12 protein-coding genes are annotated in these 15,465 nt (G+C 63.9%); 7 read left to right on the top strand and 5 right to left on the bottom strand.

The features are described from left to right. Positions 1 to 168: 168 nt before the first annotated feature. The gene (locus NXS98_RS13410) at positions 169 to 1,626 is read right to left on the bottom strand and encodes an aldehyde dehydrogenase family protein (protein ID WP_283845524.1); all 1,458 of its coding nucleotides are present in this window, start codon (positions 1,624 to 1,626) and stop codon (positions 169 to 171) included. A 149-nt stretch (positions 1,627 to 1,775) separates the two neighbouring features. Between NXS98_RS13410 and NXS98_RS13405 the strand changes: the two genes are divergently transcribed. The 6 genes from NXS98_RS13405 to NXS98_RS13380 are packed head-to-tail and all read left to right on the top strand — an operon-like array spanning position 1,776 to position 9,391. Then, complete coding sequence (locus NXS98_RS13405; RefSeq protein WP_283845523.1) at positions 1,776 to 2,804, top strand: rod shape-determining protein; 1,029 nt, start codon at positions 1,776 to 1,778, stop codon at positions 2,802 to 2,804. A 44-nt stretch (positions 2,805 to 2,848) separates the two neighbouring features. Then, the gene (gene mreC / locus NXS98_RS13400; RefSeq protein ID WP_283845522.1) at positions 2,849 to 3,652 is read left to right on the top strand and encodes a rod shape-determining protein MreC; all 804 of its coding nucleotides are present in this window, start codon (positions 2,849 to 2,851) and stop codon (positions 3,650 to 3,652) included. Next, positions 3,649 to 4,200: a hypothetical protein gene (locus NXS98_RS13395; protein ID WP_283845521.1), complete on the top strand. Its 552-nt coding sequence runs from the start codon at positions 3,649 to 3,651 to the stop codon at positions 4,198 to 4,200. Before mreC ends, NXS98_RS13395 begins: the two co-directional genes overlap by 4 nt. A gap of 6 nt (positions 4,201 to 4,206) precedes the next feature. Beyond that, positions 4,207 to 6,177 carry a peptidoglycan D,D-transpeptidase FtsI family protein gene (locus NXS98_RS13390; protein ID WP_283845520.1) on the top strand — a complete coding sequence of 657 codons (1,971 nt, stop codon included), beginning with the start codon at positions 4,207 to 4,209 and terminating at the stop codon, positions 6,175 to 6,177. Continuing rightward, a complete protein-coding gene (locus tag NXS98_RS13385; RefSeq protein ID WP_283845519.1) occupies positions 6,174 to 7,397 on the top strand; it encodes an FtsW/RodA/SpoVE family cell cycle protein in 1,224 nt (407 codons plus the stop codon). Before NXS98_RS13390 ends, NXS98_RS13385 begins: the two co-directional genes overlap by 4 nt. 5 nt (positions 7,398 to 7,402) lie before the next feature. Further along, a complete protein-coding gene (locus NXS98_RS13380) occupies positions 7,403 to 9,391 on the top strand; it encodes an Rne/Rng family ribonuclease (RefSeq protein WP_283845518.1) in 1,989 nt (662 codons plus the stop codon). Positions 9,392 to 9,453: 62 nt separating this feature from the next. Here NXS98_RS13380 and NXS98_RS13375 read toward each other — a convergent pair whose 3' ends face one another. The 4 genes from NXS98_RS13375 to clpP form a co-directional block, all read right to left on the bottom strand. Continuing rightward, positions 9,454 to 10,776 (bottom strand): LemA family protein, encoded by a 1,323-nt coding sequence (locus NXS98_RS13375; protein WP_283845517.1) that lies wholly within the window; start codon positions 10,774 to 10,776, stop codon positions 9,454 to 9,456. 70 nt (positions 10,777 to 10,846) lie between these two features. Further along, positions 10,847 to 12,427, bottom strand: a complete 1,581-nt coding sequence (locus NXS98_RS13370; protein ID WP_283845515.1) for a sulfatase family protein — start codon at positions 12,425 to 12,427, stop codon at positions 10,847 to 10,849. A gap of 102 nt (positions 12,428 to 12,529) precedes the next feature. Beyond that, positions 12,530 to 13,810, bottom strand: a complete 1,281-nt coding sequence (gene clpX / locus NXS98_RS13365; protein WP_283845514.1) for an ATP-dependent Clp protease ATP-binding subunit ClpX — start codon at positions 13,808 to 13,810, stop codon at positions 12,530 to 12,532. Positions 13,811 to 13,903: 93 nt separating this feature from the next. Then, on the bottom strand, positions 13,904 to 14,518 hold the full coding sequence (gene clpP, locus NXS98_RS13360) for an ATP-dependent Clp endopeptidase proteolytic subunit ClpP (protein WP_283845513.1): 615 nt from the start codon (positions 14,516 to 14,518) through the stop codon (positions 13,904 to 13,906). Positions 14,519 to 14,687: 169 nt separating this feature from the next. Here clpP and NXS98_RS13355 point away from each other — a divergent pair, with 169 nt between their 5' ends. Then, the gene (locus tag NXS98_RS13355) at positions 14,688 to 15,413 is read left to right on the top strand and encodes a type II secretion system protein (RefSeq protein WP_343214105.1); all 726 of its coding nucleotides are present in this window, start codon (positions 14,688 to 14,690) and stop codon (positions 15,411 to 15,413) included. Positions 15,414 to 15,465: the final 52 nt, after the last annotated feature.

The raw sequence follows: 15,465 nt of genomic DNA, 5'->3' as shown, positions 1-15,465 counted from the left end.
GGACAGTGCAAGTGCCGTGTTGTTCAAGCAGGAGAAAGCGGGGCCGGTTGGCATCAGGCCACTCCCCGCTCGGGCCGGCCGCCTGCCGCGTCTGCCCGGGGGTGTGGGATGGGGCGTTGCGCCGGCGGATGGGCGGGGCGCGGCGCGCCGCCAGCGCGGCTGGCCCGCTTACACGGAATAATCCAGATACACCGTTTTGATGCGCGTGTAAAAGTCCAGGGCCCCCGGCCCTTGCTCTTTGAAGGAATCGGTGCTCGATTTTTTCACGCCGCCAAAGGGCGCCTGCAACGCCAGGCCGGTGGAAATCTGGTTGATTTTGACCACGCCCGCCTGGATGCGCTCGGCATAAATCATGGCCTTCTTCAAATCGCGGGTCACCAGCGAGGCGCTCAGGCCCATTTCCACGCTGTTGGCCAGAGAGAGCGCGTGCTCAAAATCATCCGCCGCCAGCACGGCCAGCACCGGCCCGAAGACTTCCTCGCAGGCGATGCGCATAGCCGGTTTGACGCCGGCCAGGATGGTGGGCTGCATGAAATGGCCATGCGCCAGCTCGCCCTCCTCCAAACGCTCGCCGCCGTAAATCAGGGTGGCGCCCTCGGCCACCGCGCCGCGCACATAGGCCAGATTGGATTCCAGTTGCGCGGCGCTGACCGCCGGCCCCATGTCCACCCCCGGAGCGTAACCGGGGCCAACTTTCAGCGCGCGCGTGCGCGCCACCAGTTTGTCCATGAATGCCGGCAGCACGGCTTTTTCCACAATCACGCGGCTGGTGGCAGTGCAGGCCTGGCCGGTGAGGCCAAAGCCGGCCTTGATTACCAGGTTGACCGCCAGGTCCAAATCGGCGTCCGCGAGCACGAGGGTTGGATTTTTGCCACCCATTTCCATCTGGGCGCGGGCCATGCGCAGGGCCAGCCGCTGGTAAATGGTCTGGCCCACGGTGTAGGAGCCGGTGAAGGAAAGCGCCGCTACGGCGGGGTGGTTTGCCAATTCCGCGCCCACCGCCCGGCCTTCGCCGGTGACGACATTCAACACGCCTTTGGGCAGGCCGGCCTCAGCCAGGGCGCGCGCCAGCTCCATGGCCATGGCGGGCGCCTGCGAGGCGGGCTTGAGGATGACGGCGTTGCCGGCCAGCAGGGCCGGGGCGAGTTTCCAGGCGGGGATGGCGATGGGAAAATTCCAGGGGGTGATTAGCGCCACCACGCCCAGCGGCTCGCGGCGCGTGTACAAGAAATTGCCGGGCAGGTCATGGGGGATGGTCTGGCCGCCCACGGTGTAGCTCAGGCCACCGTAAAAGCGGAAAATGTCCACGGCCCGCTGCACTTCGCCCGCGCTTTCGGCGAGGGTTTTGCCTTCCTCGCGGGTGAGGAGCTCGGCCAGCTCTTTCTTGCGGGCGTCCAAAATCTGGGAGGCGGCGCTGAGGATGCGGCCGCGGGCCACGGGGGTCATGGCGCCCCAGGCGGGAGCGGCCGCCTGGGCGGCCTCGATGGCGGCGCGGGCCTCGGGTTGACCGCCGGCGGCATACTCGGCCACCGTCTCGCGGGTGTCGGCCGGATTGTGGGTGACAAAGACGGCCTGCTGGTGGGCGGCCGTCCACTCGCCGCCGATGAAATTCTGGTAACGCCTCATGGCGGGGAGGATAAACCGAGGGGGTGGCGATGTCGAGCAAGGATGCTGGGCGGGAGGACGGCCTGGGGGAGAAAAGGGTTGTTTAACCGCTTGACCTTTGGGGGGACAGCCCGCTTAATAGACCACTGAGCGTTGTCGGGTACACGCACATGTTGGCGCAACTAAAGAGCCTGTTCTCCAACGACATAGGCATAGACCTGGGCACGGCGAACACGCTGGTGTACGTGCGGGATCGTGGCATTGTGCTGCGGGAGCCGAGTGTCGTGGCCATTCAGGCCGGCACGACCAATGTTGTGGCGGTGGGAGAAGAGGCCAAGCGCATGATTGGGCGCACGCCGGTGAATCTGGTGGCCATCCGCCCCATGAAGGACGGGGTGATCGCGGAGTTTGAGATCACCGAGGCGATGCTGCGGCATTTCATTCAAAAAGTGCATTACCGCAAGTTGATCGCCCCGCGGGTGGTGGTGGCCGTGCCTTCGGGCATCACCGAGGTGGAGAAACGCGCCGTGCGCGATTCGGCCATTCATGCGGGCGCCCGGGAGGTGTATCTCATTGAGCAGCCGATGGCGTCGGCCATTGGCGTGGGCATGCCCGTGCATGAGCCGGCCGGCAATATGATTGTGGACATTGGTGGCGGCACGTGTGAAATTGCCATCATTTCCCTGGCCGGCATCGTCTATAGCCGCAGCCTGCGGGTGGGCGGAGACGAGTTTGACGAGACCATTGTGGCGCACATGAAGCGCACCTACAACCTCATGATTGGCGAACGCACCGCGGAAGAAATCAAGATTCGCATTGGTTCGGCCTTTCCGCTGGAGCAGGAATTAACCATGGAAGTCAAAGGTCGCGATCTCGGCGCCGGGTTGCCGAAGACCATCACCATCCGGTCCGAGGAAATTCGCGAGGCATTGCAGGAACCGCTTTCCCAGATTTTGGAATCTGTGCGCATCACGCTGGAACGATGCCCGCCGGAATTGTCCGCTGATTTGGTGGACCGCGGCATCGTGGTGGCGGGCGGCGGCGCGCTGTTGCGCGGCATTGACCGGATGATCTCCGAGGAGACCGGCCTGCCGGTGCACATTGCCGACGACCCCCTCACCGCCGTGGCCGAAGGCACCGGGCGGGTGTTGCAGGAAATGGAGTTCTTGAAGCGGGTTACTTCGCAGCCCAGAGGTTAATGCCCTGGCGCGGCGTTCGCCTCCACGCGGGACGTGGCGGCGAAATGTTACGCAAACAACATTGGTGGATGTTAGGCGCGGCGGCGCTGGCGGCCCTCCTGCTGATGGGCCTGCCGGAGCGCGCCACCGCGCGCCTCAAGCAGGGCGCCGCCGCCCTGTTTCTTCCTCTCTTTGGCCTCTCCCAAACCACCGGCCGCGTTGTGGAGCAGGCTGGCGCCCTCACCGTCCCCCGCGCCGAATTGCTGCAGGAAAACGAGCGCCTGCGGCGGGAAAACCAGGAGCTGCGCCTGCGGCAGCATCAAGCCGCCGCATGGTATCGGGAAAACGAGGCGCTCCGCCGCCATCTGGGGTGGAAGGCCCAGGCGCCGTGGAAAATGAAACTGGCGCGGGTGATCGGGCGGGACCCCGCCCACTGGTGGCGCGCGCTGCACATTGACGCCGGCCTGGCCGATGGTTTGCGGCCCAATTATCCCGTGGTCACGCCGGAGGGGTTGGTGGGGCGTTTGCATGAATGCGCGGAGCATCGCTCGCTGGTGGTGCTGCTGGGTGATCCCAAATGCCGGGTGGCCGCCCTGGTGCCGGAGGCGCAGGACTCGGGCATCGTGCTGCCGGGGGCTTCGGCCTCGTGGAAAAACCAGTTTGTGGAGCTGTCGTATCTTTCCCGCCAAACCGAGTTGAAGCCCGGCCAGCGGGTGGTCACCAGCGGTTTGGGGGGGATTTTTCCACCGGGCATTCCCATTGGGGACATTGCGGACTGGCGGCTGGTGGACGGCTTGTACGTGGAGGCGCGTGTGCGGCTGGCGGTGAACTTCAGCGCGCTGGAGGAGGTCTGGGTGCTGCTGCCATGAAACTGCTCCCCCACAGCCTGTTGCTGGGCGCCACCTGGTTGCTGGCGTTTCTGCCGTGCGTGATGGACTGGCCGCAACGGTGGCTGGGCGCGCAGGTCAGCCTGTTGCCGCCGTTGATTGTGTATGCGGCGTTGAGCTGCACGCCGGGGTGGATGATGCTGCTGGCGCTGGCGGGCGGGATGCTGGCCGATGCGCTGTCCTGCAATCCGCTGGGCAGCACAACCGCGCCGCTCCTGCTAATCGGGGTGGTGGTGCTGCGGAATCGGGAGGTGATTTTGCGGAAGGAAACTTTTGCGCAGGTGACCCTGGGACTGGCGGCCAGCGCGGCGGCGCCGCTGTTGCAGGTGCTGTTGTTGCTGACCTTTGGTTATGAGCCGCTGGTGGGCTGGGGCTCTCTGTGGCCGTGGGTGTTCATGACCGTGGCGGGCGGCGCCCTCACCCCGTGGTTGTTTCGGGGGCTGGACCGGCTGCTGGGCGCCGTCACGTATCCCACGGCCACGGGGCAAGGCTGGCCGATGGCCCGGGACATTGTGCGGGGACGACATTAAACCACCATGGCAATGCTGGAAAATTTGCACCAGGGTGACCGCCCCTTGCAGGCGCTGGCGGGGGTGATGGCCGCCGGTCTGCTCATTTTATTGGGCGGGCTGTGGTATGTGCAAATTGTGGCCGGCAAAAAATATGCCGAGGACCAGGTGGCGCAGGCCTTCCGCACGGTGCGCATCCCGGCGGTGCGCGGCAAGATTCTGGACCGGGAGGGGCGGGTGCTGGCGGAAAACCGGCCCGCCTATCATGCCAGTGTTTACCTGGAGGCGCTCAGCCCCTATTTCCGCCAGGCGTATGCGGTGCTGGTTTCCAACGAAGCCGCCCGCGTGCGCGCCCAATACCAGCGGGGGTTGACGCGGGAGGAGCGCGGCACGCTGGCCCGGGCGGCGCGTTACCTGGTGGCCAGCAATGTGGTGGCGCGGCTGGGGTATCTGCTGGGCGAGCCGGCGGAACTGACGCCGGCGGTGTTCCACGCGCATTATGACCAGCGCCGCGCGCTGCCGCTGCCGGCGGTGATGGATTTGAACTCGAACCAGGTGGCGCGGCTGATGGAGAACACCGTGCTGCCGGTGGGGGTGGATTTGGATGTGCAGCCCATCCGCGTTTATCATCAGGGCCCGCTGGCGGCGCATGTGCTGGGTTATTTGCGGAAGGACAATTCCTCCTTTGAGGGCGAGGAGGCCTTTTTCAATTATCGGCTGCCGGATTATCGCGGGGTGATTGGCATTGAAGGGGTGTTTGACGCGCAACTCCGCGGGCGCGCGGGAGTGAAGTCGGTGCTGGTGAATTACCTCGGCTACCGCCAGAGTGAGAACATCTGGACGCCGGCCGAGCCGGGCATGAACGTCGTGCTCACGCTGGATATGGAGCTGCAGCGCGTGGCCGAAAAAGCGCTGGCGGACGCCGGGCGCGACACCGGCCAGCCCACGCGCGGGGCGGTGGTGGTGATGGATGTGCAGGTGGGGGATTTGCTGGTGCTGGCCTCGGCGCCGGCGTATAATCCGAATGATTTCCTGCCCTCCATTTCCGCGGAGTTGATGGAGCAGTTGAATGACCCGCATCAGCGGCCGTTCATCAACCGCGCCACGCAGGAGCGGTATCCGCCCGGCTCCATTTTCAAAATCATCACCGCGCTGGCGGCGCTGGAGGCCGGCGTGCTGGACCCGCAGGAAATCTATCAGGGCAAAGGTTACGCCCAGGTGGGCGACACGCGGATTGCCGACACGGCGCCGCCGGGGCCGTATGATTTCCAGCGCGCCTTCAAACTTTCGAGCAATGATTATTTCATCCATTACGGCCTGCGGGCGGGGCTGGAGGCGATTTTGCGGCTGGGCCAGCGGCTGCATTTGGGGGAGCCGCTGGACCTGCCCACCGGCCAGAACGATGGCGGGTTCTTTCCCACCCGTGAATGGCTGCAGCAACGGCGCGCGCGCGGCGTGGCGTGGAGCGAGGGGGACACGGCCAACCTCTGCATTGGCCAGGGGTACCTGGCGGTGAATCCGCTGCAGATGGCGGTGATGACGGCGGCGATTGCCAACGGCGGGCGCGTGTTGTATCCGCGCCTGGTGCAGCGGGTGGCGCCGATGGAAATCACGGGCCTGGGGCAGAACGTGGTGGAATATCCGCCGCGCTGGCGCGGGGAGCTGGGCGTGCACCCGCGGCACCTCGAGCTGGTGCGGGCGGCGATGCTGGCGGACGTGGAGGACCCGGACGCCACCGGCCGGCGCGCGGCGGTGCCCGGCTTTCGCATCGGCGGCAAAACCGGCACGGCGGAAGTCAAACAAGGCCGGCGGCTGGTGGATAAAATCACCTGGTTTGTGGCCTTCGGGCCGTATGAGCAGCCGCGTTACGCGGTGGTGGTGATGGTGGAAAGCGGCGCCTCCGGCGGTTACACGTGCGCGCCGGTGGCGGCGCAAATTTTCAAGGCCTTGCGGGACCGGCAACATCCGGCGCCGCTGGCTCTGCATCTGGCGGAATGAAAGCGTCCCTGTCCATATTGAATGAGCGGCAGCCGGTGGTGGACTGGCTGTTGCTGGGGGCGGTGGGCATGTTGCTGGTGATTGGGCTGGCGTTCATTTACAGCGCCACGCTGGGCAGCGAGACGTTGCGCAGCCTGCCGTTCTACCAGCAGCATCATTTCAAACAGGCCGTCTGGTGCGCGCTGGGGGCGGCGCTGGCCATCGGGGCCTGTGCCGTGCCGTATCCGCGCCTGCTGCGTTTTGCGCTGGTGGGGTATTGGGGCTGCATCCTGCTGCTGATTTTGGTGCTCATTCCCGGCATCGGCACCAGCCACGGCTGGGGGGCGATGCGGTGGATTGATTTGGGGCCGGTGCAGATTCAACCCTCGGAGTTTGCCAAGCTGGGCTTGATCATGGCGCTGGCGCATTACTTGAGCCGGCCGGTGGAGGAGCTGCGGCAGGTGCGGACGTTTTGGACGGCACTGGGTTTGATGGCGCTGCCGTTTGTGTTGATTTTACGCGAACCCGACCTGGGTTCGGCGCTGATTTTGCTGCCGGTCACCCTGGCCATGCTGGTGGTGGCGGGCACGCCGCCCCGGTACCTGGTGCGGCTGGGGCTGGCCGGCCTGCTGCTGGTGAGCCTGCTGCTGGTGGATGTGTTGTTTGCGCCGCCGAACTGGCGGCTGAAACTGGAGGATTACCAGCGGCGCCGGCTGCTGGTGTTTTTTGGTTTGGATTATACCCGTTTTGCTCCGCCGCAAGCCACTCCGGCGGAGTTGCAGCGCCTGCGCCTGCAACAGCAGAATGATGAATACTGCTCGCGCCAGGCGCTTATTTCGATCGGGTCCGGCGGATTGGCCGGCAAAGGCTGGCGGCAGGGGGCCCAGATCGCCCTGGGGTATCTGCCGCGCGGAGTGGCCCACAACGACTTCATCTTCTCTGTCATCGCCGAGGAGAAGGGCTTTTTGGGAAGCGCGTTGGTGGTGGGCTTGTATGGCGTGGTGCTGGGCTGCGGCCTGCGGATGGCTGCCCTGGCGCGGGATCGCCTGGGCAAGCTGCTGGCGGTGGGCATCGTGGTGCTGCTCTTCAGCCAGGTCTTCATCAACATCGGCATGAACATTCGCATCCTGCCCGTGACCGGGGTGCCGCTGCCTTTGCTCAGTTATGGCGGCAGCTCCGTGCTTTGCACGCTGGTCGGTCTGGGCTTGCTGCACAACGTGTACCTCCATCGAAGGGACTAAAGGTTATGAGTGAATCAGGACGTTCTTTTGGCCGCCGCCGTGGCGGCATGCGATTCCGCCCCACCGGCGGGTTGAAGCCTCCTTCTGCCAAGGTTGAGCGCGCCGCCCAGGAGGCCCGCGCCGAGGCGCTGGGCGCCAAGGCCGAGGTGGAATCCATCTACGACCGCCGCCGCCATGAGGCGGAAATCCAACGCGCCGAAAATCTGGCCGCCGGCCTGCCGCCGGATGCCCCGCCGGTGCCCGCGCCGGAAGCGCCGCCCACCGAGGGCGGCCGCAGCCAGGAGTTTCGCGCGCCCAACCTCGACACCCCGGCCGAGGTCACCGAGGAGTATCAGCCGGTGGAGATTGAGGAAAAACCCAAGGGCTTGGTGGAGTCCATCAAGCATGCGGCCACCAAGGTCATCACCAAGGTCAAGCGGCTCATTCGGCCCGTGCAGCGCAGCCACAAGGAGGTCATCATCAACGTGGAGTCGCTCGAGACCCGCGTGGCGGTGCTGGAGGCCGGGCGGCTGGAGGAGTTCACCATCGAGCGCACCAATGAGGAGCGCATGGCCGGCAGCATCTACAAAGGCAAGGTGCGCAACCTGGAGGACGGCTTGAAGGCCGCGTTTGTGGACATTGGCTACGAGAAAAATGCCTTCCTGCATTACTGGGACATTGTGCCCAGCAACTTTGACAGCAGCGTGGAAGTGGTGGAGCGCGAGACCAGCCGCCGCCGCGAGCGCGAGAAACCCAAGATTACGCAAAAGGACATTCCGCGCGTGTACCCGCCCGGCTCCGACATCATCGTGCAGGTGACCAAGGGGCCGATTGGCACCAAGGGGCCGCGCGTCACCACCAACCTGGTGCTGCCCGGCCGTTACCTGGTGTTGCTGCCCAACTCGGAGCAGTCGGGCATCTCCCGCAAAATCGAGAATCATGAGGAGCGCCAGCGCCTGAAAAAAATCCTGCGCAACCTGCACATTCCCGATGGAATGGGGGTCATCATTCGCACCGTGGGCGAGGGGCAGCAGGCGCGGTATTTCGTGCGCGACCTGGCCCTGCTGCTCGAGGAATGGGCCGGCGTCCAGGAGCGCATCCGCACCCAGCCGGCGCCCTCGTGTGTCTTCAAGGAGCCGGATTTGATTGAGCGCACGGTGCGCGACTTCCTCACCGAGGACGTGGAGCGCATCGTGGTGGACAACGCCGCCGCCTGCGAGCGGATGAAGCAGATGATTGGGCGCATTTCCAAGCGCTCGGTGAGCAAGGTCAAGCTCTACACCGAGAGCACGCCCATCTTTGACAAGTTCAACATCACGCCGCAGCTCGAGCAGGCCTTCTCGCGGCAGGTGACCCTCAAGAGCGGCGGGCATCTGGTGATTGACGAGACCGAGGCGCTGGTGGCGATTGACGTGAACACCGGCCGCCACAAGGGCACCAAGGACCAGGAGTCCACCATCCTGAAGGTCAACCTCGAGGCGGCGGAGGAAATCTGCCGCCAGTTGCGCCTGCGCAACATTGGCGGGCTGATTGTACTGGACTTCATTGACATGCGGCACCCGCGCGACCGCCAGGCGGTCTATCGCAAGATGCTCGAGTGCCTCAAGCGCGACCGCGCCAAGACGCACATCCTGCCCATCTCGCAACTGGGCTTGATGGAAATGACGCGGCAGCGGCATTCGGAAAGTGTGCGGGCCTCGGTGTTTGATGACTGCCCCTATTGCAAAGGCCGCGGCAAGGTCAAGAGCGCCCTCTCCATGAGCGTGGAAATCCAGCGCCGCCTGGCCGAGATTCTCAAGAAGCGGCCGCGCGACGAGTCGGACTTCCAGTTGCGCGTGGTGGTGCATCCCACCGTGCTGGAGCGCCTGCGCAAGGAGGACGAGAAGCTCATCATCGAGATGGAGAAGAAATATTTTGGGCGGCTGAGTTTTCGCGCCGACCCCAGCTTCCACGCGGAGCAGTTCAAAATCTACAACGCCCTCACCAACGAAGAGCTGGCGTCAGAAAAAGATTAAGCCACGGTGGGGAGGGCCGGCGGCCACGCCGGCCCTCCCGGCGCTGGCCAACCATGAGGGATTCAGGCGGCCGGCGGCGCGGCCTCCACCAGGACGGGCGGCCGCTGGAAGTCGTTGGCGGCCATGAGCGGGCGCGGCTGGAGGCCGGCCAGCCGGGCCAGAAAGCGGTCCGGAATCAGCTCCAGCCGCAGGTTGTGGTGGGTGGCAATGTCATTGTAGTACCCCCGCGCCAGGGCAATGCGCGTTTCCGTGTCGGCCAGCTCGCGCTGGAGGCGCAGAAAGGACTCGTGGGCCTTGAGTTCCGGATAATGTTCCGCCAGCGCGACGAGCCGCTGGCCCACGGCCGCCGGGTCCGGGCCGGGCTGGCCCGGGGCGGTGGCCTGCATTTGGGCGCGCAGGAGGGCGAGGGTCTCCTGGACGTCACGCTCGTAATTCCGCAGGCCGCTCACGGCGGCCAGGAGGTTGGGAATGAGGTCATGGCGGCGCTTGAGCTGGACATCCACCAGCGACCAGGCTTGCTGGACGCGGTTGCGCAGGTCCACCATGCTGTTGAACACCACCCACATCCATCCCACGAACAGCAGCGCCAGATAAAGGATGACGGCTGCGCCGGCGGCCAGCACGGGCGAGGCCGTTGCGCCAAAACTCCACGCCGCCCCGCCCGCTGCAAATAACAGCCCCAAGGCATTCCAGCCGTACCATGCCCAGCCATAGCCGCGGCTGATTTCTTTTTCGGTGCGGGTCGAGATGAGGAACATCGGCGCGTTTTTGTCGGCGGCAATTTCCGGCGCCACCACGTCCTGGCGCTCGCGCGCCTGGCCCATTACATAAATGGGCGCGTGCAGCGGAATGGCCTGTTCGGTGAAACGGCGGCGATGGTCGGAGTTGGCCACGGCCCAGGCCGGCCCTTTGGCGTAGTAAAGCGGGTCGGTGCGTCCGCAGACGGTGGAAAAAACTGTTTTAGGCTCGAGGGTGGCGCCTTCAGGGCGCACCAGCACCGCGCCGTAGTCATCCTTGAGGAAGAAGGGAATCATCTGGCCGCCGCTGTCCACGGTTTTCCAGCCGCTTTCATGCCGGGTGCGGGTTTGGCGGTGGCCCTTGCTGTCGGTGTAGGTTTCGGTGACGGTGCGGGACCAGTGCTCGGCCACCTCGTACTGGTAATGCACGCAAGGTATTTCCGCCAGAAAACTGCGCAGGGGCTGGTGGGTTTCGGCGGTGCCCTGGATTTCCACCAGGCCAATGAACACGCCGCTGGTTTTGCTCGTGGGGATGTTGTCCACCAGGCGGCGGCGATGATTGGCGCGGAGGGAAAGTCCGAGGCAAACCAGGGCCAGCAGGCTGCCCGTCAACACCGGCCACAGCTCTGGGCTGTGCGCGTCGTACATGATGGCACCATAAAGCACCTGCGCTTTCCTGTCACGGCCCGAGATGGCCGTGCGGCGGGACGCGGCTTGTTTAGGGGGCCGCCTTGGGCCGGGGCGGTTTGAAATCGGGCGCCCAGGCGGGGGCGGGTCCGTCCACACCATCGGGCGGTTGATTGGTGGCAAACTGGTCGTCGTCCTTGAGTTCCGCCTTCAAGCGCTTCAATTCGTCCTGCAGTTTTTTGACTAAATCCTTTTGTGCGGGGTCGTGATACACGTTGTGAAGCTCGTCCGGGTCTTTGACGAGGTCATACAACTCCCACTGATTTTTGGTCCAGTAATAGATGAGCTTGTGCGTTTCGGTGCGGATGCCGTAGTGGGCGCGGGTGTTGTGATGGCCGGGGTCATGGTAGTAGCGGTAGTAAAAACTCTTGCGCCAGTCGCCCGGTTTTTCGCCCAGCAGCAGCGGCACGAGGCTGACGCCCTGCATGTCGGCGGGGATGGCCTGGCCGGCCAGGTCGAGGAAGGTGGGGGCAAAGTCGCAATTGATGACCAGGTTGGTCACCACCGTGCCGGCCGGCACCACGCCGGGCCAGCGCACCAGGAAGGGCATTTGGATGGACTCCTCGTACATGAAGCGTTTGTCGTAGAGGCCGTGGTCGCCGAGGAAAAAGCCCTGGTCGCTGGTGTAGATGACCACGGTGTTGTCCTCCAAATGGTTGGCCTTGAGCCAGTCCAGCAGCCGGCCCACATTGTCGTCAATGCCCTGCACACAGGCCAGGTAGTCCTGCATGTAGCGCTGGTATTTCCACGCGTTCAATGCCTCGCCACGCAGGACGCGCTTGACGCCGTTTTCCTCAATTTCCACTTCCGTGGGTTTAACGTTGAGCCACTGGTTGGACTGCGCGGGGGTGAGGCCCGGCGGCGGCTTGAGCTTCAAATCGCGGCGGGTCAGGTCCTTGAAGACACTTTGCTGCTGCTCGCGCAGGGCATCAGCGCGCCCGGCGTAATTATCGCGCAGCGTGGCGGGCTCAGGGATGCGGCGGTTGGCAAACAGGGCCTGGTGGCGGGGATGCGGCAGCCATTCCCGGTGCGGGGCCTTGTGGTGGGACATGACAAAGAAGGGCTTGTTTTTGGGGCGGTTTTTAATGACCTCGATGGTCAAATCGGTGATGACCTCGGTCACGTAGCCGGGATAAATCCGCGCCCCGCGCGCATCGTAAAAAACAGGGTCATTATAGCGGCCCTGGCCGGGGAGGATGTTCCAATAATCAAAGCCGGTGGGGTCACTGCCCAAATGCCATTTGCCAATCATGGCGGTGTAATAGCCGCCGGCCTGGAGCATTTTCGCCACGGTGGGTTGCGAGCCGTCGAACCGGTTGAAGACGGGCGTGCCATTGAGATGGCTGTATTTGCCGGTCAAAATGGTGGCCCGGCTGGGGGTGCAGATGGAGTTGACGGCGAAACAGCGGTCAAACCGCATGCCTTCGCGCGCGAGCCGGTCCAGATGGGGCGTCTGGTTGACCTTGCTGCCGTAGGCGCTGATGGCGTGGGCGGCGTGGTCATCGCTCATGATGAACAGGATGTTGGGGCGGGCGGGGGGAGCGGCGGAGGGCAGGGACAGCGCGCCCATCGCCAACAAGCAAAACACCAGGCGGGCAATCAAACGCTTCATAAGTAACGGTGGAATAATGGCCAGTATGAGGGGGAAGGCCGCCTTTTGCCAAGGAGATTGCACAGAGCCGGCCGCGGACGCGCCCGGCGGGGGGGGGGAAGCTCAGGCCGCCGCTTTGCTGGCGCGGGTCTGGATGATGGGGGGACACTCGCCGCGCACCACGGCCCGATTGATTTTCACGGCGGCAATGTCCCGGTTGCCGGGCACCTCAAACATGACGTCAAGCATCAGGCGCTCCAGCAAGCTGCGTAGGGCACGGGCGCCGGTGCCTTTTTTAATGGCCTGGGCGGCCAGCTCCCGCAAGGCATCGGGGGTGAACTCCAGCTCCACGTTTTCCATGGCCATGAGCTTGGTGTATTGCTTGATGAGGGCGTTGCGGGTGGTGGTGAGGATGGCCACCAGTTGCTCCTCCGTCAGCTCTTCCAACACCGTGACCATGGGCAGGCGGCCGATGAACTCGGGAATGAAGCCAAAAGTAATCAAGTCCTCTGGTTCCACCTGCTTGAGAATGACATCACGCTCGGCGCCCGGGGAGGAGGCTTCGGCCTGACTGGCGGGCGCGCCAAAGCCCATGACGCGATGGCCCAGGCGGCGCTGGATGATTTTTTCCAGCCCCACAAAGGCGCCCCCGCAAATGAACAGGATGTTGGTGGTGTCCACGCGAATGTACTCCTGCTGCGGATGCTTGCGGCCGCCCTGCGGGGGGACGTTGCAGAGGGTGCCTTCCAAAATCTTCAACAAAGCCTGCTGCACGCCCTCGCCGGAAACGTCGCGGGTGATGGACACGTTTTCGGTTTTGCGGGCGATTTTATCAATCTCATCAATGTAAATGATGCCGCGCTGGGCCCGTTTGACGTCCATGTCCGCATTTTGCAGCAGCCGCAGCACGATGTTTTCCACATCCTCCCCCACGTAACCGGCCTCGGTCAGGGTGGTGGCATCGGCCATGGCAAAGGGGACATCCAGCGCCTGCGCCAGGGTGCGGGCCAGCAGGGTTTTGCCGCTGCCGGTGGGGCCGATGAGCAGGATGTTGGACTTTTCGATTTGCACTTCCTTTTCGCCGGAGCCGGCGGGCTGGCCGTCGGGCGAGGTGTGCGCGATGCGCTTGTAGTGGTTGTGCACCGCCACCGAGAGCACCTTCTTGGCATGCTCCTGGCCCACGCAGTACTCGTCCAGGAGCCGCTTAAGCTCCACGGGCCGCGGGATGCGCGCCGGGGGTTGGGACGGCTGGGGCGCGGGGGTCAATTCCTTGTCCAGCACGCTTTTGCACAGCAGCACGCAGGTATCGCAAATATAAACGCCCGGGCCTTGGATAAGCTTTTTGACTTCTGTGTGCGCCTTGCCACAGAAGCTGCACATGGGTGTTGTTTTTATACGGGCCATGTCAAAACCGGGCGGTTTACCCTAAAAATAGTCCCTTCCCCTCGAACCGCCACTATTTATTATGCGCGGAATCGCGGCAAAAGTGGGAAAAGGTTAATCTTTTTTCGCGCCGGCGATTTCTTTGCGGCTGACCACCACCTGGTCAATCAAGCCATATTCTTTGGCCTCCTCGCTGGACATGAAACGGTCGCGGTCCGTATCGCGGGCCACTTCCTCCACCGAGCGCCCGCAATGCTTGGCCAAAATCTCGTTCAAGCGGTCTTTCAAGCGCAGGATTTCCCTGGCTTGGATGCTGATGTCGGTGGCCTGGCCCTGTACGCCGCCCCACGGTTGATGCACCATGATGCGGGAGTTGGGCAGGCCATACCGCTTGCCCTTGGTGCCCGCCGCGAGCAACACCGCGCCCATGCTGGCCGCCTGGCCGATGCAGTAGGTGTTCACGTCGCAGGTCAGGAATTGCATGGTGTCGTAAATCGCCAGTCCGGCGGTGACGCTGCCGCCGGGCGAGTTGATGTAGAGATGGATGTCTTTCTTGGGGTCGTTCATCTGCAGGAACAGCAACTGGGCGATGATGAGGTTGGCCACCATGTCGTCCACGGCCGTGCCCAAAAAGACAATTCGGTCCACCAGCAGCCGGGAATAAATGTCATAGCCGCGCTCGCCGCGCCCCGTCTGCTCGACCACCATTGGCACCAGGAAATTATTCATAATGACGATAATCTAACCCTGCCAACCTACTCGCCGGGATGCCCAGCGTCAAGTTTTGCCCCAAAAACGCCGGGTCCAGGGTGACGCCGGCGCTGTTTCGCAAGCCGCCGACAAACATGCGCAAGGCAGCGATAGCGGGCCGGAGGAAAAATGTGCCAAGGGTAGGGACATGCAAACGATGCGCTTGCGTCTATCCAAGTCCGGCCCCTCCGCCGCCGCGCGGCAGGCAGGGGGATTCACCCTCATTGAATTGCTCGTGGTCATGGCGATCGTGGCGCTGCTGGCGAGCCTCTTATTGCCGGCGCTCAGCAGCGCCAAACAACGCGCCCTGCGCGCGAGCTGCGGGTCCAACCTGCGGCAGGTGTACCTGGGCATGGCCATGTATGCGCAGGATAATGACGACTCCATGCCCATCAAATACGAAGTCAAAAAGACCAGCCTCAAGGCCGAGGACCTCGCCAAAGGCAAACAACTCCAAACGTTGACCAACGGCATCCACCTGCTGCTGGCCCCCTACGTGGGCGGCTCCGCTGCGTCCCCTTCCCGCGTCTTCCGTTGCCCGGCGGATGCCGGCGATGCGGTGGAGGCCACGCCGGTGTTCGAGCGCCGCGGCACCAGTTACCAGGTGGAAGGGGTGGACCTGGGCCGGAAACCTGAGGACTTGTACAAAAACCGGTTTTCCGCCCGGACCACCATGGACATGGCCTTTGACTTGTTCAAACCCTGGGACTCGGATGACCCCAAAAAGGTTCAGGAAAAAATCAACAAAGGCGAGCTGGGGCCGGTGAAGTGGCATGCCCGGGTGTTCAACAAAGTCATGGGTGACGGCCGGGTCATCACCATCGCCTCGAAGGAACAGGACAAGGAGTCCAAGGGAGAGTTCAAGGAGGACTAATCCTCCGTCACCGCCCATTGCCGGCAAACTTGAAATAGACTTTTATCCGTTG

The sequence above is a fragment of the Fontisphaera persica genome, assembly GCF_024832785.1.
Classification (GTDB): Bacteria; Verrucomicrobiota; Verrucomicrobiia; order Limisphaerales; family Fontisphaeraceae; genus Fontisphaera; species Fontisphaera persica.
This window is presented reverse-complemented; position numbering and strand designations above follow the sequence as displayed.